The 25,814-nt window shown below is 37.9% G+C and carries 15 protein-coding genes; 6 read left to right on the forward strand and 9 right to left on the reverse strand.

Annotated features, from left to right (window positions below):
* Positions 1–135: 135 nt before the first annotated feature.
* Positions 136–1,317, reverse strand: coding sequence for a maltose/maltodextrin ABC transporter substrate-binding protein MalE (malE, locus tag MT390_RS03620; protein WP_499439654.1), 1,182 nt, complete (start codon positions 1,315–1,317; stop codon positions 136–138).
* A 681-nt stretch (positions 1,318–1,998) separates the two neighbouring features.
* Between malE and malK the strand changes: the two genes are divergently transcribed.
* Entirely contained in the window at positions 1,999–3,135 is a 1,137-nt protein-coding gene (malK, locus tag MT390_RS03625; protein ID WP_166371342.1) for a maltose/maltodextrin ABC transporter ATP-binding protein MalK, read from the forward strand.
* Positions 3,136–3,858: 723 nt separating this feature from the next.
* Here malK and malQ read toward each other — a convergent pair.
* Positions 3,859–6,036 carry a 4-alpha-glucanotransferase gene (malQ, locus tag MT390_RS03630; protein ID WP_499439656.1) on the reverse strand — a complete coding sequence of 726 codons (2,178 nt, stop codon included), beginning with the start codon at positions 6,034–6,036 and terminating at the stop codon, positions 3,859–3,861.
* Positions 6,037–6,438: 402 nt separating this feature from the next.
* The gene (locus tag MT390_RS03635; protein WP_499439657.1) at positions 6,439–8,892 is read right to left on the reverse strand and encodes a glycogen/starch/alpha-glucan phosphorylase; all 2,454 of its coding nucleotides are present in this window, start codon (positions 8,890–8,892) and stop codon (positions 6,439–6,441) included.
* A gap of 605 nt (positions 8,893–9,497) precedes the next feature.
* Between MT390_RS03635 and malT the strand changes: the two genes are divergently transcribed.
* Positions 9,498–12,206: an HTH-type transcriptional regulator MalT gene (malT, locus tag MT390_RS03640; RefSeq protein WP_499439658.1), complete on the forward strand. Its 2,709-nt coding sequence runs from the start codon at positions 9,498–9,500 to the stop codon at positions 12,204–12,206.
* 194 nt (positions 12,207–12,400) lie between these two features.
* On the opposite strand, the gene torD is transcribed toward malT, so the two are convergent.
* Genes torD through torE form a run of 4 tightly spaced genes read right to left on the reverse strand, consistent with a single transcriptional unit; the run spans position 12,401 to position 16,960 of the window.
* Positions 12,401–13,069 carry a molecular chaperone TorD gene (gene torD, locus MT390_RS03645; RefSeq protein ID WP_499439659.1) on the reverse strand — a complete coding sequence of 223 codons (669 nt, stop codon included), beginning with the start codon at positions 13,067–13,069 and terminating at the stop codon, positions 12,401–12,403.
* Complete coding sequence (gene torA / locus MT390_RS03650; protein WP_499439660.1) at positions 13,066–15,558, reverse strand: trimethylamine-N-oxide reductase TorA; 2,493 nt, start codon at positions 15,556–15,558, stop codon at positions 13,066–13,068. The genes torD and torA overlap by 4 nt, the downstream gene beginning before the upstream one ends.
* 15 nt (positions 15,559–15,573) lie before the next feature.
* On the reverse strand, positions 15,574–16,752 hold the full coding sequence (gene torC, locus MT390_RS03655; protein ID WP_028870297.1) for a pentaheme c-type cytochrome TorC: 1,179 nt from the start codon (positions 16,750–16,752) through the stop codon (positions 15,574–15,576).
* Between the two features lie 34 nt (positions 16,753–16,786).
* Positions 16,787–16,960: a trimethylamine N-oxide reductase system protein TorE gene (gene torE / locus MT390_RS03660; RefSeq protein ID WP_028870298.1), complete on the reverse strand. Its 174-nt coding sequence runs from the start codon at positions 16,958–16,960 to the stop codon at positions 16,787–16,789.
* 481 nt (positions 16,961–17,441) lie between these two features.
* Here torE and torR point away from each other — a divergent pair, with 481 nt between their 5' ends.
* On the forward strand, positions 17,442–18,158 hold the full coding sequence (torR, locus tag MT390_RS03665) for a two-component system response regulator TorR (RefSeq protein ID WP_240923602.1): 717 nt from the start codon (positions 17,442–17,444) through the stop codon (positions 18,156–18,158).
* A 60-nt stretch (positions 18,159–18,218) separates the two neighbouring features.
* Here the strand turns inward: torR and torT are convergent, their stop codons facing one another.
* Entirely contained in the window at positions 18,219–19,238 is a 1,020-nt protein-coding gene (gene torT / locus MT390_RS03670; protein WP_499439661.1) for a TMAO reductase system periplasmic protein TorT, read from the reverse strand.
* 46 nt (positions 19,239–19,284) lie between these two features.
* On the opposite strand from torT, the gene torS reads away from it, so the two are divergent.
* Positions 19,285–22,215 (forward strand): TMAO reductase system sensor histidine kinase/response regulator TorS, encoded by a 2,931-nt coding sequence (gene torS / locus MT390_RS03675; protein WP_499439663.1) that lies wholly within the window; start codon positions 19,285–19,287, stop codon positions 22,213–22,215.
* A 225-nt stretch (positions 22,216–22,440) separates the two neighbouring features.
* Here the strand turns inward: torS and MT390_RS03680 are convergent, their stop codons facing one another.
* A complete protein-coding gene (locus tag MT390_RS03680; protein WP_499439664.1) occupies positions 22,441–23,091 on the reverse strand; it encodes a GntR family transcriptional regulator in 651 nt (216 codons plus the stop codon).
* A gap of 150 nt (positions 23,092–23,241) precedes the next feature.
* Between MT390_RS03680 and MT390_RS03685 the strand changes: the two genes are divergently transcribed.
* The gene (locus MT390_RS03685; protein ID WP_499439665.1) at positions 23,242–24,600 is read left to right on the forward strand and encodes an FAD-dependent oxidoreductase; all 1,359 of its coding nucleotides are present in this window, start codon (positions 23,242–23,244) and stop codon (positions 24,598–24,600) included.
* Positions 24,601–24,658: 58 nt separating this feature from the next.
* Positions 24,659–25,786 (forward strand): mandelate racemase/muconate lactonizing enzyme family protein, encoded by a 1,128-nt coding sequence (locus MT390_RS03690; RefSeq protein WP_499439666.1) that lies wholly within the window; start codon positions 24,659–24,661, stop codon positions 25,784–25,786.
* Positions 25,787–25,814 lie beyond the last annotated feature (28 nt).

Genomic DNA, 25,814 nt, shown 5'->3' on the forward strand with positions numbered 1-25,814 from the left:
ATCACTAACTATTTTTCATCATTATTCATTAGTGATGCATTATTGATGGTGTCGATAAAAAATTAAAATGAGGAGAAAGCAATGCTTTCTCCAGTGTTAAGGAATAAACTTGATGTTCACTCCTTAACAACGTCATTATTTGACCATTCGTTTTTCTGCATCTGCAAGCGCTGCATCTACTGCTTGACGACCATCAACGATATTGATAATTGCATTTTTTGCACTTTCCCAGAAAGCACCCATTTGTGGAATATTTGGCATTATTTCACCATTTTTTGCATTATTCATGGTTGCCGCAATGCGAGCATCTGTAGCTAACTCTTTTTGAAATGAATTCAATGCAACAGCACCAAGCGGTTTATCATTATTAATATTACGTAAACCCTCGTTAGTAAGTAGGTAGTTTTCTATAAACTCAACAGCAAGGTCTTTATTAGGTGAAGCAGTACTAATACCCGCGGTCAATACACCAACAAATGGTTTAGAATCTTTACCATTAAATTTAGGTAACGTAGTCACACCATAATTAATGCCGGCTTTCTCAATATTTCCCCAAGACCAAGGACCGTTAATGGTCATTGCTACATTGCCTTTGGTAAATTCAGATTCAGACACGGAATAATCCATATCAGGAGAAATAACCTTGTTATCGATCAATTTTTTAACAAACGTCATTGCTCCTTTTACACCCGCATTATTAATACCAGCGTTTTTAATATCATAACCGGTAGACGTTGGCTTAAAAGCATAGCCCCCATCAGCTGCCATTAAAGGCCAAGTAAAGTAAGGTTCTTTTAAGTTCCACATAATCGCAGATTTACCATCTTTTTGAAGTTTAGTATTCAGCGCGGTGATGTCTTCCCAATTCTCTGGAGGTGTAGCAATTAAATCTTTATTATAAATAAGTGATAACGCTTCAATAGCCACAGGGTAACCAATGAATTTACCTTTATACTGCACAGCATCCCATGCAAAATCGACAATACCGTTTTTCACTTCTTTAGAAGGGGTAACTTCAACTAGCAAACCTGCTTCTGCGTATCCACCAAAACGGTCATGAGCCCAAAAAACGATATCAGGACCATCGCCCGTTGATGCCGTTTGTGGAAATTTTTCTTGTAGTGCATCAGGGTGAGCAACAGTAACTTTAATACCAGTATCTTCTTCAAAACGTTGGCCGACTTCAGCAAGTCCATTGTACCCTTTGTCACCGTTGATCCAGATAGTAAGCTGCCCCTCTTCAATCGCCGCGTTGGCATTAAAAGAACCCAATGCAGCCATGGTGCAAAGCGCAACGATACTTAGATTTTTTTTCATGTTAATATCCTTTTTAGTTGTGATGAAGGGCTAGCCGTTGGGTAAGCCATATTTCGAACTTTATTATCTAGAAGTTAAAACGCTTAATCATCCTCCTATCCACTACGCCCCATGGGTTCGACTCTATTTTCGTGACACAGCTCCACCTATAACCTCGATCAAGATCTCAAATTCCATGTTTATGTGATAGCAATCATCATAATTAATACAATTTATTGGAATGACATCTGTATTTTGTTGAACAAGATTTGTCAGCCCCCTCCTCCCTCCTCCTCCTATAAATTATTGCACTAGGATGATGTGTAGGTGGTCTAAAATAAGCAAACTATCAACCACTAGTAATAGATTGTAATCGTGTTATTTACATTTTTGTTTTAACGATTCCTAACAGCGGTCATAAATAGCCAATAAAATCTATTTATCGCTAATATTTAGACTTTTTTACTACCATTTACATAACAAATTATGCAACCTAGGTATTTATAAAGTGTATTTAGTTAGTTCGTTGTTAATAAAAAGAAATGTTGTAATAAGGATACATCAACGGCAGCAATTATTTATTAATATAAAACACAATTAATGATTTCAAATTTCAGAAATAAAAAATTCCGAAATAAGAGTTCAGGAATAAACAACAGAAATCATGAGCGTAAACATAAAAATTAATCGAGGACAAACTACATGACCAGTGTCACCTTAAAAAATGTATGTAAAGCTTACGACAAGCTACTTATCTCTAAAAATGTCGATCTTGAAATAAAAGAAGGCGAACTGGTCGTCTTTGTTGGTCCATCGGGTTGTGGTAAATCCACACTTTTACGATGTATAGCAGGCCTTGAAGAAATTACTTCTGGTGATTTATACATCGGTGAAGAACGTATGAATGATGTTGAACCATCAAAACGTGGTGTTGGTATGGTATTTCAATCCTACGCACTCTATCCGCATCTCAACCTCTACGACAACATGTCCTTTGGTTTAAAGTTAGCTAAAGCCAAAAAATCTGAAATAGATACACGTGTTCATCATGTGGCGGATATTTTACAATTAACTCACTTACTTGAACGTCAACCTAAAGCACTTTCAGGTGGGCAACGACAACGTGTTGCCATTGGCAGAACACTGGTATCACAGCCAAACGTCTTTTTGCTTGATGAACCGCTGTCTAATTTGGATGCCGCATTGCGTGTCAATATGCGCAGTGAAATTACTAAACTGCAACGTAAACTTGGTTGCACCATGATCTACGTGACTCATGATCAAGTAGAAGCAATGACAATGGCCGATAAAATCGTAGTATTAGATGCGGGTTCAGTATCACAAGTGGGTCGCCCTCTTGAACTATATCACTATCCAATCAATCGTTTTGTAGCCGGCTTTATTGGGTCGCCTAAAATGAACTTCATGAGCGTATCGATTGAAGATACTGAGGATGAACGGGTCAAAGTCAAACTAGCAAATAATGAAAGCTTTTGGATATCTGTCGAAGGTAAAACCGTGAATATAGGCGATCGAATGTCACTGGGTATTCGCCCTGAACATTTACTCAATGCAGAACAAGCCGATGCCACTATCGAGGGTAAAGTACAGATTGTAGAAAAGTTAGGTAATGAAACCCAAATTTACATGAACCTTGCCAGTGCAGATGCCGATGTCATATATAGAGCAGCAGATACACTGGATGTGGAAGTAGGCCAAAAATACAATGTTGGTTTAACTGCACATCGCTGTCATTTATTCCATAGAGATGGCATAGCCTGTCGCCGTCTGCACCGTGAAAGCGGTGTTGATTATGATGCGATGATCGCTGAAAAATAAAGACAAGATTAACAATAATATAAATTCAATAGTAAATGCTCACAGATACTGAGCAAATAGTGCAGCATTTACTATTCCAACACCTTTTGTTCCAACATTGGCAATTCAATATATATTAATAACTTACAACTGATGATTTCACCCTTCCCGCACACAAAAGCCAATAACCCATAACCGACACACTCTATAAACAATCAGAAACTCGATATCGCTTATAATTCAACAATTACCTTTATTACAACAGACTCTATTTACAACGCTTATGTTATTTATTCTGTAGGAAATGACTAGATAGAATGACGACATCAAATTATTTGATGAAGCCACTTATTATACGAATCTAGGCTTGCACTTAAGTAATTGCACTTAAGCTGCTGTATTAATTAAGTATTTAAGTGGCTGAATACTGACCCAGCTTAATGATAATGTGAATTAAGGAACTGGATGTGTTGAATGATTAATGTTGAAAATTGAATTGATAGCTAAATTGATAGCTAAATTGATAGCTAAATTGATAGCTAAATTGATAACTAAGTTGATAGTTAAGTTGATAGTTAAGTTGATAGTTAAGTGAATATTTAAATAAGGGCTTAAATTGATAGGAAAATCCCAAACGAATAGCAATTTTAAACGGGTAATAAAGCTTTGCTAAGCAAGGCTTTATTACCGATTATATTGATCTGCGATGACAGCTAGAGAGAATATGCTCTCCAGCACAAACAATTAATGGCTAGCTTTTAAGCGCAATTGGGTCATTTGTTTAGCTAAGCGATTTACCGACTGTTTTTGAAAAATATCATCGATGTTAACTGATAATTTACGTCGCCAATTAGGATATTCATTGACCGTTCCAGGTATATTGACAGGCATATCCATTTCTAACAAATCTTCAAGTTGCACACTAAACAACGCAGATGAACCGGCAGCGAGGTGCAAATGTAGTGCTTCACTCAAGTAGCTGTCCATTGGAACAAAGGCAGCGTCTCTGCCCACACCCTCAGGTAGAAAGCCATGCCAGGCAAGACTATTTAATATTTCTTGTTTAGACCGTAGTCGTTCATCATATAAAGCTTTTAATTGTACAGGATCTGGATACAAGCCAAGTTCTTTACCCATACGTAGGTCTTCACAATGCCAGAACCCTCTAACCGTTGGCATATCGTGCGTGCAAAGTGCTGACATTGATTGTTCTGTATAATGAGTAGGCGAAAAAAAACCGCCGTCTTCAGCGAATTCGAAAAAAAACAATTTATAAGAGTGGATACCTGCGCTTGCCAGTATATCGACAATTTCGTCTGGCACTGTACCTAAATCCTCACCAATGACAGCACATTGATGACGATGCGACTCAAGCGCTAAAATAGCTAATAAATCTTCAACGGGATAATAAATATATGCCCCTTCTGCCGCAGTTTTATTTTTAGGAACCCACCATAAGCGTAATAAACCCAAAACATGATCAATTCTTAAGGCTCCACAATGTTTCATATTAGCCCTTAATAACGCAATGAAAGGAGCATAACCTGAATCCTTAAGTACTTGAGGATTCAGAGGTGGTAGCCCCCAATTTTGCCCTAATGGCCCAAACACATCCGGTGGCGCACCAATGCTTGCATCAAGGACTAACGATCCATTGTCCGCCCAACTTGCCGAACCTGAACTTGCTTCTCCTACTGCCAAATCACGGTATAAGCCGACCGACATTCCACATTCTTCTGCAAACTGTTGAGCTTCATTAATCTGTGTATCTGCAATCCATTGATAATATAAATAAGACTCAACCAGTGATCTATTTTGTGTAATGAACTGATGTACTTCGATATTATTGAACTTACTATATTTATTTGGAAATACTGGGCAACCCCAAATAGAAGGATCCTGTTGATACAAGTGAGCATGTAGCGCATCAAATACCGCTTGATGCTGTAAGCTTTCTCCCCCCTGCGCGACAAAATCATTAAAAGCCTCCGCACGTTCTGTTTCTTTAGCAAGATGTCTAATTTCAAATTCTTTAAATAAAAGGGGCAATACACTTAATTTTAATGCCGCTACTTCGCTGTAGTTAACCCATTCATCTTTACGCACACTTTTGAGACGTTGCTGAAATTCGATACAACCCACTTTCTGCTGCGCCGCACTACTCAATACAAACTCGGGGATGGCTGTCACATCAATATACATAATGTTCAACCAATGACGAGAAGAAGGACTATATGGACTGGCTCCCTCTGGATTGGCAGGAAAAAGTGCATGAATCGGGTTTAGGCCAATAAAATCTCCACCACGGGAAGCGACTTCTGTTATTAGTTGCTTGAGATCGCCAAAATCTCCTATTCCCCAGTTATACGCAGTACGAACAGTATAAAGTTGAATGCTTGGTCCCCATAATTTTTCACCTTTATGTAAACTCGACTGCTTGTAACAAGATTCGGGCGTAATGATGATAGTCATTTGATACGGGTTTTTACGGCGTTTACGAGTAACCGTTAACTGGTGATACCCTAAAGGTAATTTAGGCAATTGAAAAATAAGCGCTCCACCATTTATGCGCTCATCTTTGATCACCTGTGACTGTAAATAACCTTCTAAAACATCGCCACTTTCGGTAATAACTTGCCAACTAAATTCGCTTTCTCGAACAGTTAAACCAAGGTTTAATTCAATTTCAATAGGTTGTTGTAGATCCTTAATCACTTTGACCGGGGCTAATATTTTACTTTTATGCCTTTTCTGTGCAGATTTCAACAACGTTTTATCATCAGTCGTATCGTAGCCTAACGCACTTAACAGTTGTTCGATGGTTTCATCTTTAACATAAGCCTCATTTCCCCAAGCACTAATATAGTGGTCTGAGATTTTAGCCATTTTGGCTACTTTTTTTAATACTGATTGTTCGTTCATTGCTCTCTCCGTGGGTATAATATCAAGACTCGTTAATAAAAATCATGACCAACCATTAGCTCGTTGCTGTTAATAAGGATATTGAAGGGTATTCTCTCTATCCAAATGTAAAAACACTCAGCAAAAACCGATTATAAAAAATAATTATAAAAACCGATTGTAAAAACTAATTGCAAAACCATGGCCAATTTATTGACTAAAAGACTATCAACCCTACTCAATCTTGATGCGTAATATCAATGCATGTCAGCTAATCAATATCACTGTTTAATGTGAGCCCATTACTTTTTGATCCTTTTTTATAAATGAATTAAGCATTTATAATGGCGACTATTATGAAATGGGCATATAAATTAATAAAAAATAAAAGTGAAGCGTGACAACATACTTCACTCAATGGGACTAACGATGCACTGCTGATAACTTCCAAATATTATTAGCATAGTCACGAATAGAACGGTCTGAGCTAAACTTACCTACCAAGGCAGTATTCATAATCGCTTTACGCGCCCAGCCTTTTTTATCTCGGTATTGTTTATCCATCGCTTCATGCGCATGAATATAAGATGCAAAGTCCGCTAAACACAGGTAAGGATCACCGCCATCCAACAACGCATCATAAATAGTACGCAATCTTCCTGGCTCTTTAGGTGTAAATATATCTCCAAGTAACAAGTCCAATGACGCTTTTAATAACGGGTTAGTATGATAGTAATCGAAGGGGTTATAACCTCGTCTTAATACCGCTTCAACGCCATCAACATCGAGCCCAAAAATATAAATATTATCGTCGCCTACTTCTTCACGAATTTCTACATTTGCACCATCCATTGTGCCGATAGTGAGTGCACCATTTAATGCCATTTTCATGTTCCCGGTGCCTGATGCTTCTTTACCTGCCGTTGATATTTGCTCAGAAACATCTGCCGCCGGAATAATGATTTCTGCGATGCTGACACGATAATCAGGGATAAATACCACTTTCAACTTACCGTCGATGCGCTGATCATTATTAATAGTTTCAGCAATTTTATTTATTGCAAATATGATCTCTTTTGCAAGGTGGTAACCCGGTGCTGCTTTTGCAGCAAAGAATACAACGCGAGGTACCATGTCAAAGGTAGGCTCGTTTAATAAACGATAATAAAGCGACAAAATATGTAATAAGTTTAAATGCTGGCGCTTATATTCATGTAAACGTTTAATTTGCACATCGAAAATAGCATCACTATCTAGCTCAATATCCATATGTTGCTTAACCCAACTAGCTAAACGTTGTTTATTCAATTTTTTTACATTCATATAATCATTTTGGAATTGACTATCTTCAGCAAACTCAGCGATTTGGTTAAGTTGACTTAAGTCCGCAGGCCATTGATCACCTATTTTATCGGTGATTAAATTAGACAATGCAGGATTACAGAACTTCAACCAACGACGAGGGGTAATGCCATTAGTGATATTTTGTAAACGGTTAGGATACAACTCATCAAACTCAGGAAATAAATCACGTTTGACTAAGGCTGAATGTAAAGCGGCAACACCATTAACCGCATAAGAACCGACTACACATAGATTTGCCATACGAACATTACGATGAAAACCATCTTGAATAATGGATAATTTACGTTGTTTCTCAACATCACCCGGCCATTTTTCTCGTACTTCTTGCATAAATAAGTGATTGATATGGAATATAATTTCCATATGTCGAGGTAATAAGCTTTGAATCAATGATTCAGACCAAGTTTCTAGCGCTTCAGGCAGTAGCGTATGATTGGTATAGGCAAATGTTTTGCTACAGATAGCCCAAGCATCGTCCCAACTCATGTCTCTTTCATCAATCAAAATACGCATTAATTCTGGAATAGCGATGGTTGGATGAGTATCGTTGAGCTGTATGGATTCATATTGAGCAAGGTCTTGAAGTTTAAGCCCAGATTCATCGTGACGACGTAAAATGTCTTTGATTGACGCGGCACTATGAAAGTATTGCTGCATTAAACGCAGTGTTTTACCTTTTTCGTGATTATCATTTGGATATAGAATTTTGGTGATATTACCAGCATCGATGAGTGCATGTTGTGCTTCAAAATAATGTCCATTATTAAAACTTTCTAATGAGAATGGTGCAATCGCCTGACATTCCCATAAACGTAACGGATAAACAGTATTGCTTTGGTAACCAACAATCGGGAGATCCCATGGCATGCCTTTTACGAACATACCGGGTACCCAGCGGCGCTTTTCTTTGCCATTTTCTACGACAGGCTGTACATGCCCGTAAAATCCTATTTCCTGTGCATATTCTGGACGTGCAACTTCCCATGGGTAACCCTCTACTCCTCGCCATGCATCTGGTGCTTCTTTTTGATGGCAGTGCTCAAAGGATTGTTTGAAAAGCCCATACTCGTAATGTAGCCCATAGCCAATTGCAGGAAATTCTTGGGCAGCACATGAATCCATAAAACAAGCTGCTAAACGACCAAGACCACCATTTCCTAATGAAGGGTCACGCTCTTCTTCAAGTAAATCCGATAGGCTATGCCCCATTTCTTGCATCGCATCGTTAATTTGATCGTAAATACCCATGCTAATTAGGTTATTACCTGTCAGTCGGCCAATCAAAAACTCTAAAGATAAGTAATTAACACTTTTTGCATTTTTTATTTTAGGATCTTGCTCAGTCGCTAATAAATCAAACGTGGTTAGCCCTGCTAATGCACGTCCTAAGGCAAGATACCAGTCACGCGTTGTCGCAGTCTCTTCGGTTTTTGCATAAGTTGTATTTAAGTGATTTAACAGATCAGCTTTAAATAACTTTTTATCAAATTCTCTTTGTTGAACAGGTTTCATGGCAAAGCCCCTTTATTAAGTTTTATTTAACTGAGGCATATTCTGGATTCATATTAAATGCAAAACATCCTCCCAATTTAGGGTTAAATAAGGAGGAGTATTAAGGGCGTAGAAAGTTAAGTTAATGCTTAGGCCGATCAATGCAGAAGTGATTACCTTTTATAATAAAAGGAATGGATAGCACTAGCGTGATAATGAGTGCCAAGTCGCTTTATTAAGTAACGATAACCAAGTAGCTCTCGAGATATTGATAGCTAATAAATTAATCTCAATACTGTTCAAAATACAAACAGTCACTTTAAAAATGAAAATAAGCTTTATTATTCATATCATTAGGTGTAAATACTGACGTACGTCATCATTTTTAAAATGCCTTTAGATATACTTTATATTAGATAATTTATGATTGATGTTTTGGAAGCAGTACTATGGCCGAGCATTAGGCATTCAATACAGTACGTGATTGGAGTCACATCGCTATTACACCAAACACTAAAAAATGTGTGTAATGTCATGCAATGTAAAGCCTCACAGTAGTCAATTCTAGTCACTATAGCGTACCCTCGCTCCTTATAATAAAAATAACTAATAACACGAGAAAGCAAATGTGGCTCCCATCAAAACTAACAAGACCAGGCAGATTGCATAACGCAATCCTTAGACCTCGAGTGCTAGAGTTATTACAACAAGCGCCATTTTATAAGCTGGTTCTATTTCGCTCGCCAGCTGGTTATGGAAAAACCACCATGACCGCACAATGGTTAACGGATAAGCCCTACGTTGGTTGGTACAGTATTGATGAAAATGACAATGATATTTTTCATTTTATCAACTATTTTATTCAAGCGATCAACAAGGCAACCAACGAATCCTGCCCCAATGCGCAAACATTAGTTGAGAAACGTCAATTTTCATCGCTACAATCATTATTTGGAGAGGTATTTAGTGAACTATCCAACTATCACCAAGAATGTTATGTAGTGTTGGATGACTATCATTTGATTAAAGAAAATGAAATTCATGAAGGGATACGTTTTTTCCTTAAACATATGCCAGATAATATAACATTGATTGTAACCAGTCGTTCTGCCCCCCCTATTGGCACTGCTAACCTGAGAGTGCGAGACTTAATGATCGAAATAGACAATGATCTACTCGCTTTTGATGCAGATGAAACAGCCCGTTTTTTCAATCAACGTTTTTCCGAGGGCGTAGATGATACTACTGTAGATAACCTTCGAACTTATGTCGAAGGTTGGCCTTCAGCATTACAACTTATCGCGTTACAAGCCCAACATAACAAAAAAACATTAGCGCAATCAGTTGAATCAGTTTCAAGTTTTAGTAATGGCCACCTTTGGGAATACCTTGTCGAGGAAGTTTTTGACTTTTTAGATAATGATACTCGTCACTTTTTAATGCAATGTTCTGTATTGAGCACTTTCAACGATACACTGATTAGTGAGTTAACAGAAAGAGATGATGCACTGAGTATGCTTGAATACCTAAATCGCTATGGCTTATTTATTTATCCCTTAGAAGGCGAGCAAAACTGGTTCAGGTTTCATAATTTATTTGCTGAGTTTCTAGCGCATGAACGTCAAGCGCGGATCCCACAGGAAGAAAATTCGCTTCATCACAAAGCGGCAAAAGCATGGTTAAAACTAGATATTCCCCACCAAGCTATGTTCCATGCACAGAAAGTTAATGATGGTGAACTACTGACAAAAATCATTTCTGCACATGGTTGGAGAATGTTTAATCACGGTGAATTAACTAAGTTAGAAAGTGCCATTAACAGTTTGTCCCCTGACAAGTTATACGAAAATATCAAACTACCATTGATAAGAGCTTGGCTTGCACAAAGCCAACATAGCTATAGCGCAGTGGAGAATATGCTTGCTGAGGCTAAGCAAGAGATAGACAAGCGAAATATTACGTTAACAACAAACGATCAAGGTCAAGTTAATGCACTCCTTGCACAAGTTGCTATCAATAGAAGTGAGCCTGAAAAAGCCTTTGAACTTGCTGAGCTCGCATTAACCCAGTTAGATTCTAATGCTTATCGAAATCGAATTATCACAACTTCTATAGTAGGTGAAGTAAATCATGTATTGGGACAGTTAGACAGAGCCCTGCCTTTAATGCAACAAACAGAGAAATTAGCGAGACAACATAAGCTCTTTCACCAAGCATTATGGGCAATATTACAGCAGGGTGAAATACTCTTGGCACAAGGTTTTGTGCAAGCAGCATTTGAGTTACAAGATAGTGCTTTTAAACTTATTGCAGAACAAAAATTGCAGCAATTACCGCTACATGAATTTTTATTGCGTAACAGAGCGCAAATATTATGGTGCTGGAATCGCTTAGATGAAGCTGAAGAATGTGCTTATAAAGGGATCAACGTACTTGGAAACATAGAGCCTAGTAAACACCTGCACTGTTATTCAATGCTTGCAATGATAGCAATAAGTCGCGGAGAGCTAGATAAAGCTATGCGCTTTATTGAAAAAATACAACACCTTGTACAACAGTCAACTTATCATGATGATTGGTCGGCACATGCGTCACAATCATTGCTTTTATACTGGCAAGCTCGTAATGACTTAGACGCAATAAAAAACTGGTTAGATACCGCGATTCGCCCGAAGCAAGCAAATAACCACTTTTTGCAACTGCAAGTTCGTAACATTGCCAGAGCTGAAATAGCCCTTGAACAATATGAGCAAGCAACAATAACAATAAATTTTTTACAGTTAGAAGCCAAAGCCTCACATTTAATTACGGATAATAATCGTAATCTGATTATTGAAGCGATTATAGCGACAAAAATAGGTAATGAAGTATTGGCATTAGAAACATTAAAACAAGCACTAAGCTTAACTAACCAAACAGGCATGGTCAGCAACTTCTTGGTCGATGGTGTGCATATTGAACATTTACTGCAAAAACTTAGTAGCTCCGCTAGCTTAAACGAGCTTGAAAAACACCGTACATTACAATTGTTAAAAGATATTTCTATCAAGCAAAAGAGCCGATCTACCCATTTTGATGAAAATTTTGTAGATCAATTAGTGAATCATCCTGATATACCAGAGCTCGTACGAACGAGTCCGCTAACGCAAAGAGAGTGGCAAGTATTAGGTTTGATTTATTCTGGATTAAGCAATGAGCAAGTTGCACTGGAGTTGGATGTGGCAGGTACAACGATAAAAACACACATTCGGAACTTGTACCAAAAACTTAATATTGCAAACCGTAAAGAAGCGATAAAAACAGCAGAGAATTTGCTAAGGCTTATTGGTTATTAATACCAATCTCACTAAAGGCGAACAATATTATTGGTACTGAAAAAGCCAGTGACACGTTAACGTTTCAAACAAACATTAACGGGTCACTGGTTTTTTATTGGCTAAAAGTGAAATAAATTAAGCTGTCTATTATTCAATATCTCTTTCTTAATATTTATTACTTAACATTCATTACTTAATAGATTGCTTAATATCTATTGCTCAATATCTAACGTTACCCACTGCAGTGTTAATTCTGCCACCGCAGTGTAAAAACCGCTTGGGTCATGCAGTTTCACTTGCTCAGTAAAGTCACCTAACCAACTTAATACATAAACATTAATAAAGTTTACTTGATTAACGTGGCTTGCATGTAAGCTAAGATGTGCAAGATAGGCGAGTATTACCGCAATATGATCAGCAGGCTCAGGAAAATCACTACTGATTTGTATATTACTTTTTTCTAAATAGGTCATCATTAACTGGTGTAATTCGCCAAATACTAATGCTCTATCAGATTTTTTAATATTTTCGCCAGTATCTACTTTACTCAAATCATCTTTTATATACTGCCCTGCATAGGGGGAAGCACAGGTTTTGCTATCAATTAAAAATAATCCACAAAAATCAGCGGCTAACTCAAGTCGAGCTTGCTCTGTATTAAGCGCCATTAACTTATTAACAATGGTGTTAATACTTGCTGCTAATGTCGGCTCAAGGGCAACAGAGCTTAAAAACTCTCGTCCCTGTACAGAGGTCAATTGATTGATCAAACTTTCATCTAGCTCTGTTGCAAAAAGTGATGAAAGAAACTCATAGATAACCGCCCTCGCCTGATTTTCAATCGCAATTTCGGTGACTTCTTGTTTTGTTAATTGGCTCATACTGCAATCTCTGTCGGTCCATTAAATGACGTCACTGGTGGTAAGTGCCCTACAAATTTCTCATAGTCCACCGAACAAGTATAGGCAGAACAAGCTTGTGCTAGCTTAGAAGAACCTATGTCTTGAGTTAACGTATTTGGATCGCCATAACTACATATTGCACCAACTTCAGCACCTGCGGCAGTACTACCATCATCACCAACGGGACCGTACCATGCACCTTCATGGATACGAATAACCCCTTTCGGGAAATTATCACTGATAACTGCACCAGCAAGTAGTTGCCCACGATCATTAAATACTCTGACTACGTCACCATCTTTAATACCGCGATGTTTAGCGTCTTCAGGATTCAGATAAACAGGCTCTCTGTCTTGAACAGAATAGGTTTCTCGATAGGATTTTGATTCACACATTTGAGAATGCAAACGTTTATCAGGGTGACAAGATTGCATCCAAATTGGGTGTTTATCTGAACCTGGGCCACCATGGCTTCGCTCACTTTTTTCCATCCACGTAGGATGACCTTTACAATCATCATATTGATAACGTTCAATTTTTCTGCTGTGAATTTCAATCATACCAGACGGTGTTCCAAGCGGATTTATTTCCGGATCAGCTCTAAAATCTGCGTGTCGAGTCCATAATTCCCCCTCACCAAAGTGGACATAACCATCTTGCCAAAATTGATCAAACTCTGGCATCTCGAATTGACCGCTATTCGCATCTTTACAATCGTGATAAAGCTTCTTCAACCAGTCAAATTCGGTCATGCCACGTGTATATTCTTGCTCTTTACCTAATAATTTTGCAAAGCGCGTAAATATTTCGTAATCAGATAAGCTGTTGTACAAAGGATCGACCATTTTTTGCATAGCAAGCACACCACGCTTAGCGTAACTACCATAGATATCAATATCATTACGTTCATAGGTGGTACAGGCTGGTAATACAATATCTGAAAAACGACAAGTCGCAGTCCAATTAATATCGATCGACACAACACACTCCAACTTATGGAATGCTTTTTTCATTTGATTACGATTTTGATGATGACTCCAAGGATTGTTCCCAGAAAAAACCATCATTTTAATATCAGGGTAAGTAACCTTACTACCATTTGCATCGATCACTTTACCCGGAGATAAAATGGCATCAATCCAACGTGCGACTGGTATCGTACTACTTGCACCTTTAAAATCCGTACTATCAAAAATTGGTTTTTGACCTTCATCTAAGTTACGCGGAAAAGCACCAGGCGCAGAAGCTTTTGTTGCAGGCACACCAATACTTGAGTAATGATGACCGTAACTAATACCACCACCAGGCAAACCAATTTGTCCGATCATAGTGGCTAACACAGCCCCCATCCAATAAGGTTGTTCACCGTGTTGTTGACGCTGAATACACCAGCCCATTAATATTTGAGTGCGACCCGCAACCATCGTTTTAGCTAGTTGTTTAATAACGTCAGCAGGTACTGCTGTTATTTTTTCAGCCCATTGTACTGTTTTAGGAATTCCATCCTCTTCCCCTGTAAGGTAAGGAACAAAACGATCAAATCCTAAACTGTAACCTTCAATAAATGCTTTATCATGTAAATCATTAGTATAAATCTCGTAGGCAATAGCCAACATTAACGCGACGTCGGTTTGTGGATTAACGTATATTTTTTCACAACCTAAATAATTCTGTGTTTTTGACGCCACTGGATCAATACTGATCACACGTATCTTGCCTTGTTTAATTTTTTCTTTTAATTGAGCTAGGTACTCGAAACTTTCATGAGTTTCTGCATTCCATCCAACTTGTAAATTTTTATAGGGATCATTTGCCCAAAGAATAATGGTGTTTGCATTATCTAAAATAAGTGGCCAAGAAGTCCCCTGAGCATACACTTCGGTCGACCCTAACACATAAGGTAAAATAGTTTGACCGGCACCTGTTGAGTAATCACCAATTTTTTTAACAAAATTACCATGCATCCCAACAGCTCGCTGCATATGGTTGATACTAGAATGTAATTGTCCCGTTGCTCGCCAACCCGTTTGCCCTGCATGTAAACCCGATGGACCGTAATTGGTTTGTATATTATCCAATGAGTTTTTAAATAATGTTAATGCTTGATCCCATGTCACACGAACAAAACGGTAATCCCCACGCTGAGTGGTATCGCTTTTATGACCTTTTAATAAAAAGTCTAAGCGAACCATTGGGTAACGAACTCGCGAAGGGTTATAAACCATCCCTTTAATACCATTGATCATATCCGTTGGATATTTATCTAAATCAAAAGGTTTGACTTGGTCAATGACACCATTTTTTCGCTTAATTTTGAAAGCGCCAAAATGAGAACCTGTCGTTAACCAATCATCACGTTTTGCTGCACCTGTTTTTGCTAAAGCACTTAAAGGTGTTAATACTGAAGTGGCAGTAGCAATAGTGTAAGAGGCGGCTAATATACCCTTTAAAAAGCTTCTTCTTTTCATGATCTTTAACTCCAATTAATGTTCTTTTTTAACAAAAGTAGATGAATGTGTTTGTAAATATTTTTGTACTAAAGCTTGGGTATCGTCATCCATATTCACAAACGCTATCATGCCTTGGAACATGCCTGGCCATGTATTCGCATCAAAATGTGCTTCATCTGGTTGCGTATGACATACACTACAACTTTTTCTAAACGTAGTACGCGCATAATCCCAAAGGGGTTGTTGCTCCGTAAGCAAGTATTCTTTCTCTGTCCATAAAGTTGTTTCGACACGTTGCCATTTTAGACCGGTTAACTCATCTTCTTTTTCTTCAAAGGGAGTGATCACACCTTCCGTTTTAGCTGCTTCTATTGATAACTGAGCCGTCAACATATTGATACCAAAATCAAAATATATAACGCGGCTTGCACCAATTTTTTTACGCCAACCTGCAATCGTCACTTTCACTCGATTACCATTGGTTTCTAATACTTTAACTTTGGTCGCGACATTTAACGTACCTGCTTCAACATCGCCCGTTGGACTAAAGAAAAGTGGTTTTGTTAACGCACTAAAATAGTACTCATCATTACTAAACTGACTTTCTCCGCTTCCTACTTCAGCAATCAATTGCGGTGCTCTTGCATCGCCCATATCAGGCAATTTATGCGCAATACCTTTATGGCAATCAACACAACTTTGATCTTTTTCCGCCGCTCTTTTCATCTGTTTTTGGGCTAAAGTGGACATTTCATCCCACTTCATTGAGTCATACTCGTGACAATTCTTACAGGCTAGAGAGTCATCTCGATCGAAACGAGCCCACTCACGAGAAGCCATTTCTAAACGTTTATCTTCAAATTTTTCACTAGTGTTGACGGTATTAAAAATCCACCCCCAAACATCACTTGATGCTTCCATTTTACGCGCTATTTTACGGCTCCAATCATGTGGCACATGACAATCAGGGCAAGTAGCACGGACACCCGCATGATTAGACCAATGAACTGTTTGTTGTAATTCTTGGTAAGGTTTACTTTCCATACTATGACAACTGATACAGAACTCTTCGGTATTAGTTGCTTCTAACGCGGTGTTAAATCCTCCCCAAAAAAGTATTCCCATCACAAAAGCGGTAAGACTGATTGAACCCAATGTTAGGTATTTGGCAGGTTTATTCAGTGTCTTCCAAATGTTGATTAACCATTTCATTTTCTATTCCTTATATGTTATTTCTTATCGCAAATTAATGAGGAACTACGCCGCCAAATATTTGAATTAACCAAATAATCAGACCATAGCCCCCGATAGCGAAAATACTTAATATTGGAAATAAAAAAACAATGATAAAACCGAGTGCTTTTAGTTCCTCGTGTTTGCCTTTTTTACTATCCGATTCTTCTATCTGTTTCGTTGTCATAGTGAAACACCTTTCATTAATTAAAAAATTATCTCTATTGCACTAGTGTAAAGAGAAGATGTGAATGACGTTGACGGTAAAAAAGACAACTTATTTAAAAATGTGAAAGAATATGAACAGAAATGAAATGAGTCGAATAGTGAAGAGTAGAGTAAGTTGTATTTTATTAGGATAATAAGCATTCAATCCTTATATCAAAAAACATTTACACTCAATCAAGAGTGAAAAAGCAAATCACTTAAAGATAATATTTTTAGATGCTTTTAGATAACTTTAGATAATTTTAAATAACATTAGCTAACATTATTGATATTAATCAGCATCATTTTTACTGCATGCATTATCATAACCATCATTAATGAACGTCCCATGATGTGCCCTACAACAACCAATGTGCTGTTCATTATTACTTGTTAAGGCATATGTTAGCTAAACATATGATTAATATTCAGCTCAATAAAAAATTTAGATGGAGTATGGCTTGTATAATAAGCACATTTTAGTCGTTGAAGATGAAGCAATAACACGCGCAAAATTAGTTGGGTATTTTCAACACTCCGGCTACCAAGTTAGTGAAGCTGAAAATAAAACTCAAATGAATGAAATACTCGAAAAACACCACATTGATCTCGTTATGTTGGATATTAATCTACCAGGTGAAGATGGCTTAATGATAACTCGCTGTTTACGTAGTCAATCTACTATCGGGATCATATTAGTGACCGGTCGCTGTGATTCAATTGATAAGATTATTGGTTTAGAAATGGGTGCAGATGATTATGTGACAAAACCATTTGAATTAAGAGAACTGTTGGCTAGAGTCAAAAATGTTTTGTGGAGAATATCCTTAACGAAACAACAAGAAACATTACCAGAAAGCAGTGTTGAGTCTGATGATGAACTGTTTCGGTTCGGGGAATGTAGTTTTGATATTGGTAAGCGTAAGTTACTTAAAAATAATATTCCAATAAAATTAACCAAAGCTGAATACGATATGTTAGTGGCTTTTGTTGCCAACCCAAGCCGAGTAATGACGCGTGAACGGCTACTTAACCTTATTGATCACCGCGTTGAGACACCAAATGATAGGACCATTGATGTGCTCGTTCGTAGGCTTCGAAATAAAATTGAAAACAACGCTAAAGACCCGCAAATTTTCATTACTGTGCATGGCGAAGGTTATTTTTTTGTTTCATAAGTACAGTTTATAATGATGGTCAAAAAGCCCCGAAAGTTAGAGTGATTAATGACTATAACGCTATTCAATACCCACTTCATAAACAGGTTTAAAATGACTTGGCGATAAAGACAAATCAGCATCAAACTCGTTAATATTATGTTGATCAATATAAATAATATTTGGTGCTTGCTGCGCGTTAAAATGACCTATTTGTAAAAAATCAGCCACTTGATTAATCGCCATTTGGCCTTGTAAAACCATTTGATCTGAGTTTGCCATTAATATTTTTTTACGCTTAATACCTCTGTAAACGCCATGGCTGAAATAATGACTTAGAATTTTAGGTCGTTTATTTTCAGGCAACTGAGCAACTTCACTGACCGCGATTTCAGCCATTACTGCACTGCCAGCTAAATAGTCAATATTGGGATAATTAATTAATGTGTTTTTTAATAAAGTAAATTGAATTATTTTGTCGTTAAGTCCTGCTTGAATAGTGGCAATTTTGACATTGCTATTTGTTAATGCATCTTCTAATCCAGCCGTTAAGTTTGGACTACCACCAGCATTATTAGGCCCAGGAAACCAGGCTAGCTGTCCTATTTTTTGTGGATTGTGCTGTTGATGATATTCGGCCAAATATTGACCTAATTGATACCCCATTTGATACCAAGCTACGCCAGTAGAACCTGTAATTTTTTTAGTGGCAATTTCATTCACCAGTGAAAATACAGGTATCTGCTTATTTACCTGTTCAATACGTTCATTTAAGCGATCAAAATTAACAGAGCCAATCAGGATAGCATCAGCTTTCCAAGTAATACATTGTTCAATTTGTTTTAATTGCACCTCTATATTTCCATAACCACCCGCTTCAAGTACTTTTAATCGAATTCCTCTTTGTTTTGCTTGCTCGGTCATGCCAAAATTAATACTTAACCAATAAGAATCTTTGAGATGCGGATAGATGGTACAAACTTTAAATTGACTCTGCGTGTTATCATCTTCATTCGTTATCTGCTGCTCAGCATGAATAAAAGGTGAAAAATAAAATAAAGCAGTAAACATTGTTGTTAGCAGAACGGGTAGTATTTTCAAAATTAACTCAATCTTAATTAATTAGTCATCGTATAAGGACGCAAGCGTGCACTTTAGACACAGCATAGGTAACAAACTGCTATTTGCTTTTAGTTTTGTAGCGGGCTTATTACTTTTTATCAGTGTAGTGGCTTGGAATGGCCTTACCCTTATTGCAAATACGGGTAATACCATAACACAACAAACCTTGCCCATACTATCTAGTGCTCGTGAGTTAGCGAATATTAGTTTACAGATCACCCATACTGCGACTTTATTAAAAAACACCGTCGATGAAGAGCAACGTCAACTTTATAGTCAACAACTTGAGCGACTTAATTTATCCATTGAAAACGAATTTATCGAACTTGAATCACTTCAGATCAATAATAAAAAGTTGATACAGTTACAAGCTCTTAAAAATGAAATTAGTGACAATATTGTTCTGCTCGATAAATTTGCACAAGACAAGATTGACAATACCCAACACTTGAACCAAAACTTCAATACAGTAAAAGCCTCCGTTCATGATATTGCCACTTTATCTCGTTCACAAGTAGCGAACGCAAGTACCTTTGCGATAGTCCATCTGTCAGGACTTTATGATTTGATAGAACAAAAAAACAAACTGTCACAAGCACAACAAGAAATCGATTTAATCATTGAAGAAGATCTAGATTTACTCGATAAAATGTCCGCCTTAGAGCGCCACTCTTTAGAACTCGAACAAATAGCTAATCTAATAAAAACCACATCGGAATATCAACCATTAAATAAGCTTATTAAAGAAAAAAATATACATTTATCATTTATCATGGCTCTCGTAGAAAAGATATCAGACCCCTACCGACTTAATTTAGCGCAAGCAGCGTTAAGTAAAATGACACAGTTTGATAACTTTATCCTGCAACAACAACGTTTCATTCACCTCAATAATGAACAGAATAAACTCCACTATCATATTTCTAATCAGCTCAAACATCTGAATCAAGAGATATTAAACTTAGTCCAACAACAAGGTGAGTTAGCTAAACAAACCAGTTCCCAGCATAAACATTTAGTATATTGGTCTAAGAATATTTTTTTAATAAGCGCGTTGTTATCTCTCATTGTAATTATATTGGTGATGTGGAGAGTTGTTTATCAAGGCATTATCTTTAAATTAAGAAAGCACACTGATGCCATTGAAAAGTTGGCTGCAGGTAATCTTGAAATAACCGTTGAACCCTCGAAGGATGAAGAGTTTAAGCATATGGCTTATGCCTTGGATGTGTTCCGTGAACAAGCCATTAAAAAACAAGCTCTTGAATTTAAACAACAACAAATAGAGAAAGAGCTACGCTTACATAAAGACAACCTTGAACAACTTATCTGCGTTCGAACCAATGAACTACTCCTCACCAATAATAAATTAAATGAAGAATCTAAAGCACACGCAGTCGCTAAACAGCAAGCCGAGCAAGCAAATCGAGCAAAGTCTGTTTTTTTAGCCAGTATGAGCCATGAAATACGTACCCCAATGAGCGGTATGATTGGCACTCTAGAATTACTAGCAGACACAACTCTTACAGCACAACAACAAAAGTATGTTCAAACCATACTTTATTCTGGTGAACGTTTGCTGGAAATTCTTAATGATATTCTTGATTATTCTAAAATAGAAGCGGGCCATATTGAGCTTTCTCTTCGTGCCATAGATTTAGTAAAACTGGGACAAGATGTAATTGAGTTAATGCAAGCAAGGGCCATGAAAAAATCATTATCATTGGATTTTGATATTAATTTTGATAGCAACATCCAGTACTATGCAGACCTAGGTAAATTACGACAAATACTCATAAATTTAATGAGTAACGCCATTAAATATACGCAGCAAGGTAGTATCGTTTTAGCAATATCATCAAAGGGTAATGAAAGCGCTGAATCATCAGAAATTACATTCTCAGTAACAGACACAGGATGTGGTATCGCCAAAAACAAACAAGCCGCTGTATTTCAAGCGTTTACTCAAATAGAAAATATGCAAACAGCAACCGGCACTGGCTTAGGTTTAGCCATATGCCAGCGTTTAGTCGCAGCGATGCAGGGAGAGTTATCAATAATAAGTGAGGAGCATAAAGGCAGTTGTTTCTCTTTCAAAATAGAGTTAGATAAAGGGCCAATGATGAACAGCCTATTACAGAGTCTCAACTCGACTTCATTACATCTCCCATCGCAAAAATATAACGTGTTAATAGTAGAAGATAATGCAATTAACCTTGATGTAGCCTGTGCTTTAATGAGTAAACTTGGCCATCAGGTATCTAGCGCAACAACTGGATCAGAAGCATTAAAGCAAATGCATAGTGGAGATTATCATTTAGCATTATTGGACATCAATTTACCTGATATTGATGGCGTAACACTTTCAAAACGACTAAAAAGCATCGCACAAGAAAAAAACATTCCCTTTAAAACCATTGCGGTTTCCGCCCATGTATTTACTGAAGATATTGCCACCTACATTGAATCAGGTTTTGATGGGTTTATTACGAAACCTATGCAAATGAAAAAACTTAAGCCCACACTACATAAAGTCATGGAAAATAGTGAGCACGATAAAACTTTACCTTTAACTAATATCGGCAATGAAAATAATAATACTTCTTTAAACAGTAATGATGATAAACCACTCTTTAATAGCAATACATTACAAGAAGATATTCACTACCTAGGCCGTGAAAAAATAATTCAATTGGCTGAGCTATTTTGCCAACAGGTTAACAGTGAATATAACGATTTTCATCAGTTATCTGCCGAACACCAGCAACAAAAGTTACATAAATTAAAAGGTGCTGCGATTTCATTGGGACTCATTAAATTACATCATATATGTGAGACATTAGAATCTTATTGTCAGAATAAACCACTACAAGCAGAGCAATTACAGCTATTAGATGAATTGATGGAAAGATCCTGTGTAGAGTTAGAGCGATTTATCAAAGAATACTTAAAATAAAAATCGTTTATAACCGAGATGATGCAAGATACAAAGAGCTTCTAATCGTTTACTATCTAGAATAAAGAGGTATTTTTTATTCTTATAGGTACCAATAGGTAATAGACAATAGGAAACAGGCTATTAAGGTATAAGTCGTAAGTAAGATCATTAACTCGAACACCTTGTATTAGTGTTCGAGTTAATGACGTAGTAATCCATGATGGTAGTCATGGATATAATTCTCTATCTTGACCCGATCACTCTATAAGCCATATCGGTGAGATAGTTATTTAGGCGATGAGAAGCCGCAATCGCTTCTTCAATATCGGTATGACATACCGCTCTTAATACCGCAGCGTGTAATGATGAAGCTTCAGCCAAGTCAGTTTTTTCATCTTTATAAGCGAACCAAAATCGTCGCGATAATCCCTGTAATGGCCCCATTGCTAATTGTAAATATTCATTTCTTGCTGCACTAACGAGCACTTTATGGATATTTTTCAGCAAAATTGAATATTCCAACTCATCTCCTCTATTCGCACAACTTTCTAGACGAGTCGCTAACGCTTGCATCTCCTGTTTTTCCTCCATGGAAGCTCTGGAACATGCATATTTCACACATAACGCTTCTATATCTCGGCGAACTTCTAAAATTTTGAGTTGATTTTCGATCGATATAATAGGGATTTGTATGCCACGTCTTGCATGTATCTCTACCATTTTCTCATAGGATAAACGCTGTAATGCTTCCCTCACTGGCGTTCTACCTAAATCTAAGCTTTCCGCAAGTTGTTTTTCACTGACCATACTACCTGGCTCAAGCTCTCGGAAAATAATCATTCTTTCCAATTGGTTATAAGCCACTTCTGTTTTATTTGTCTGATTATTATGCATCGGCAGAATATTTCCTAAAAGCTTATTTAGTGAGCAATTTCACGAATTCAGATTGTCTCCATTGTACAGCCAAAAAACAAGGGTATATTCATAACATATTACTGATATATCAGTTACACATCAGATGAGCGCAACGAGAGAGATTAAATTATGAACAATTGGAAACTCAACAACACACTTTCACACCCACAACAACAACTCCCTATTTTGCGTGAAGTCGACGTTATTGTTGTCGGAGGTGGCGCGGCAGGTGTAGCAGCCGCAACGACCTGTGGTCGAAATGGTTTGGATACCATAGTGATAGAAAAATATGGTTTTTGCGGTGGTGCAGCAGTAGCTGGTATGTCCGGAACAATTTGTGGTCTATACATGGCAACCGACGATCAAAAAGCATCTCCTGAACAAGTCGTATTTGGTTTTTCTGAAGAGTTTCGTCAAGCGCTACTCGCCAAAAATGGTGTAACTGGCCCACAGAAATATGGAAAAACGTTTACCGTGACCCACGATCCTCTGGTTTGGCGTGAAGTTGCCGATGACTTCTTAGAAGATGCAGGCGTAGAAACTTTATTCCATACGGCCGTTGATGGTGTGATCATGGATGGAGATAATTATCGTGGCGTCGTGGTTGAGTCTAACGCAGGTAAAAGCGTTATTTTAGCGAAGCGTATTATTGATGCATCGGGAGATGCTGCTGTTGTTGCTCGCGCAGGAGGAGAATATTTCTTTGGTGATAACGGCATCATTCAAAACCCTTCAATGTTTTTCCGTTTAGGTGGCATCGATATGCCACGCTACTTAGATTACTACGGAGACAATACTATTTGCCCTCCTAAAGTAACAGAGCAGATCCTTGCCTGTAATGTGTCGGGTGAATATCAACTCCCGCGTCATAAGATCTGGATCTTCCCTACCACACGTCCTGGCGAATTGATGGTTAATGCAACTCGTTTAGCCGGGCAAGATGGCCGTGTACTGAATGTCATTGATCCCGTTGATTTTACCGAAGCTGAAATTTTTGGTCGCCGTCAAGTTCGAGAATACGCTAAATTTTTAATCAACTTCGTGCCAGGCTGCGAAGAAGGTTATGTCGTTGATACAGGAGTAGAAGTCGGAATTCGCCAGACTCGATCTATTGAGGGCGTCAGCAAACTGAGTAACCAAGATGTTGTGGAGTGTCGCAAAAATGTAGATTCAATCTGTCGCAGTCCATGGCCGATAGAACTTCATTCAGGTACTGCGCCTAAATTACATTGGTTACTGAATGATTATTACGATGTGCCTTACAACACCCTAGTGCCGATAGTTGGAGAAGATATTATTGTTGCAGGACGTTGCTTAAGCGCTGAACACGAAGCACTCGCTTCAGCGCGCGTTACTGCACAAACTTTTGAATATGGTCATGCCGCTGGTAGCGCATGCATATTGTCATTAAAACACAACAGAGCATTTCGTGAATTACAGGGTCGCGAAGTAGCCGCAATGATGAAAGAAGCGGGAAGTGCTCTGTAATTAACCAAACAAATTAGTCCTGATGTTGGACTCAACTAAATAAATAAGGAAAATAACTATGGCAATTGAAGCCAAAATAAAACGAATCGAACTTTATGCCGTTGCCGATGAGAATGCAGATTCATTACCATGGGCAGCGGATCAAATGCCGCTAATGTATACCAATAACATTGTTCGTATTATCTGTGATGATGGTACTGAAGGTGTTGGCGCCACCATTAGCTATACAGAAAATGATTTCGACAAGTGTATTGTCGAAGCAATGCGTAATATTGCGCCAGGTATGATCGGGAAAAATGCAATTAATACTGGCGAAATTAATACCTGGTTAGCAAACCGTTGTAACTGGGGCGGATTGGTTGCTAAATCTCCCTTTGATATCGCCTGTTGGGATATTAAGGGCCGTAAAGCAAACATGCCTATCTACCAAATGCTTGGTGGGTGTCGCGATAAAATGTTGTCTTACGCGTCAACCCCTATGTTTGAAACCGTTGAAGAATATATTCCATTTATTGATGGTTGCATCAAACACGGTTTTAAGGCCGTTAAAATGCACTGTCCATGCGTATTTGAACGTGACTATAAACTCGTTGAAGCAGTACAAAAACATTATGGCGATAGTGGTATTGAATTCATGTTGGATACTGCAATGTACTACAACCAACAAGATGCGTTAAAGATGGCTAAACGACTAGATGAATATGGTTGGATGTGGTTTGAAGCGCCACTTTCTGACTACGATTTTAAAGGCTACCAACGATTAGTACGTGAAACAAATTTAGAAATATCTAGTCACGGTAATTGCTTAGTAACATTACCCGAGGTTGCCTTCGCTCTGTCTAACGATCTTTGGTCTGATGTACGTCAAGATGCCACTGTTTGTGGTGGTATAACGCCACTAGTTAAATGCTTTAGCTTAGCAGAGGCTTTTGGTAAAACACTAGAGATTCAGAGCTGGGGTTATACCATTACTCAAGCAGCTAACCTACATGTAGCACTAGCACATAACAACGGAAAATATTTCGAACAAGCTTACCCTTATGAAAACTTTGAATATGGTGCGAAGAATGTGATCCGTACTAACAAAGAAGGTTATGTCACTGTTTCCGATGCACCAGGGCTTGGTGTCGAAATGGACTGGGAACAAGTTCGTGCAGCCTCGATTCTAAGTTACATCATTGAATAACTGAGCTCCAATACATCACTGTCACGTC

The organism is Vibrio sp. 2-Bac 85, assembly GCF_037546705.1.
Lineage (GTDB): Bacteria > Pseudomonadota > Gammaproteobacteria > Enterobacterales > Psychromonadaceae > Psychromonas.

Coding starts and splice junctions, on each gene's coding strand:
- malE (WP_499439654.1), bottom strand. CDS start 1,317: ATGAAAAAAAATCTAAGTATCGTTGCGCTTTGCACCATGGCTGCATTG.
- malK (WP_166371342.1), top strand. CDS start 1,999: ATGACCAGTGTCACCTTAAAAAATGTATGTAAAGCTTACGACAAGCTA.
- malQ (WP_499439656.1), bottom strand. CDS start 6,036: ATGAACGAACAATCAGTATTAAAAAAAGTAGCCAAAATGGCTAAAATC.
- MT390_RS03635 (WP_499439657.1), bottom strand. CDS start 8,892: ATGAAACCTGTTCAACAAAGAGAATTTGATAAAAAGTTATTTAAAGCT.
- malT (WP_499439658.1), top strand. CDS start 9,498: ATGTGGCTCCCATCAAAACTAACAAGACCAGGCAGATTGCATAACGCA.
- torD (WP_499439659.1), bottom strand. CDS start 13,069: ATGAGCCAATTAACAAAACAAGAAGTCACCGAAATTGCGATTGAAAAT.
- torA (WP_499439660.1), bottom strand. CDS start 15,558: ATGAAAAGAAGAAGCTTTTTAAAGGGTATATTAGCCGCCTCTTACACT.
- torC (WP_028870297.1), bottom strand. CDS start 16,752: ATGAAATGGTTAATCAACATTTGGAAGACACTGAATAAACCTGCCAAA.
- torE (WP_028870298.1), bottom strand. CDS start 16,960: ATGACAACGAAACAGATAGAAGAATCGGATAGTAAAAAAGGCAAACAC.
- MT390_RS03680 (WP_499439664.1), bottom strand. CDS start 23,091: ATGCATAATAATCAGACAAATAAAACAGAAGTGGCTTATAACCAATTG.
- MT390_RS03685 (WP_499439665.1), top strand. CDS start 23,242: ATGAACAATTGGAAACTCAACAACACACTTTCACACCCACAACAACAA.
- MT390_RS03690 (WP_499439666.1), top strand. CDS start 24,659: ATGGCAATTGAAGCCAAAATAAAACGAATCGAACTTTATGCCGTTGCC.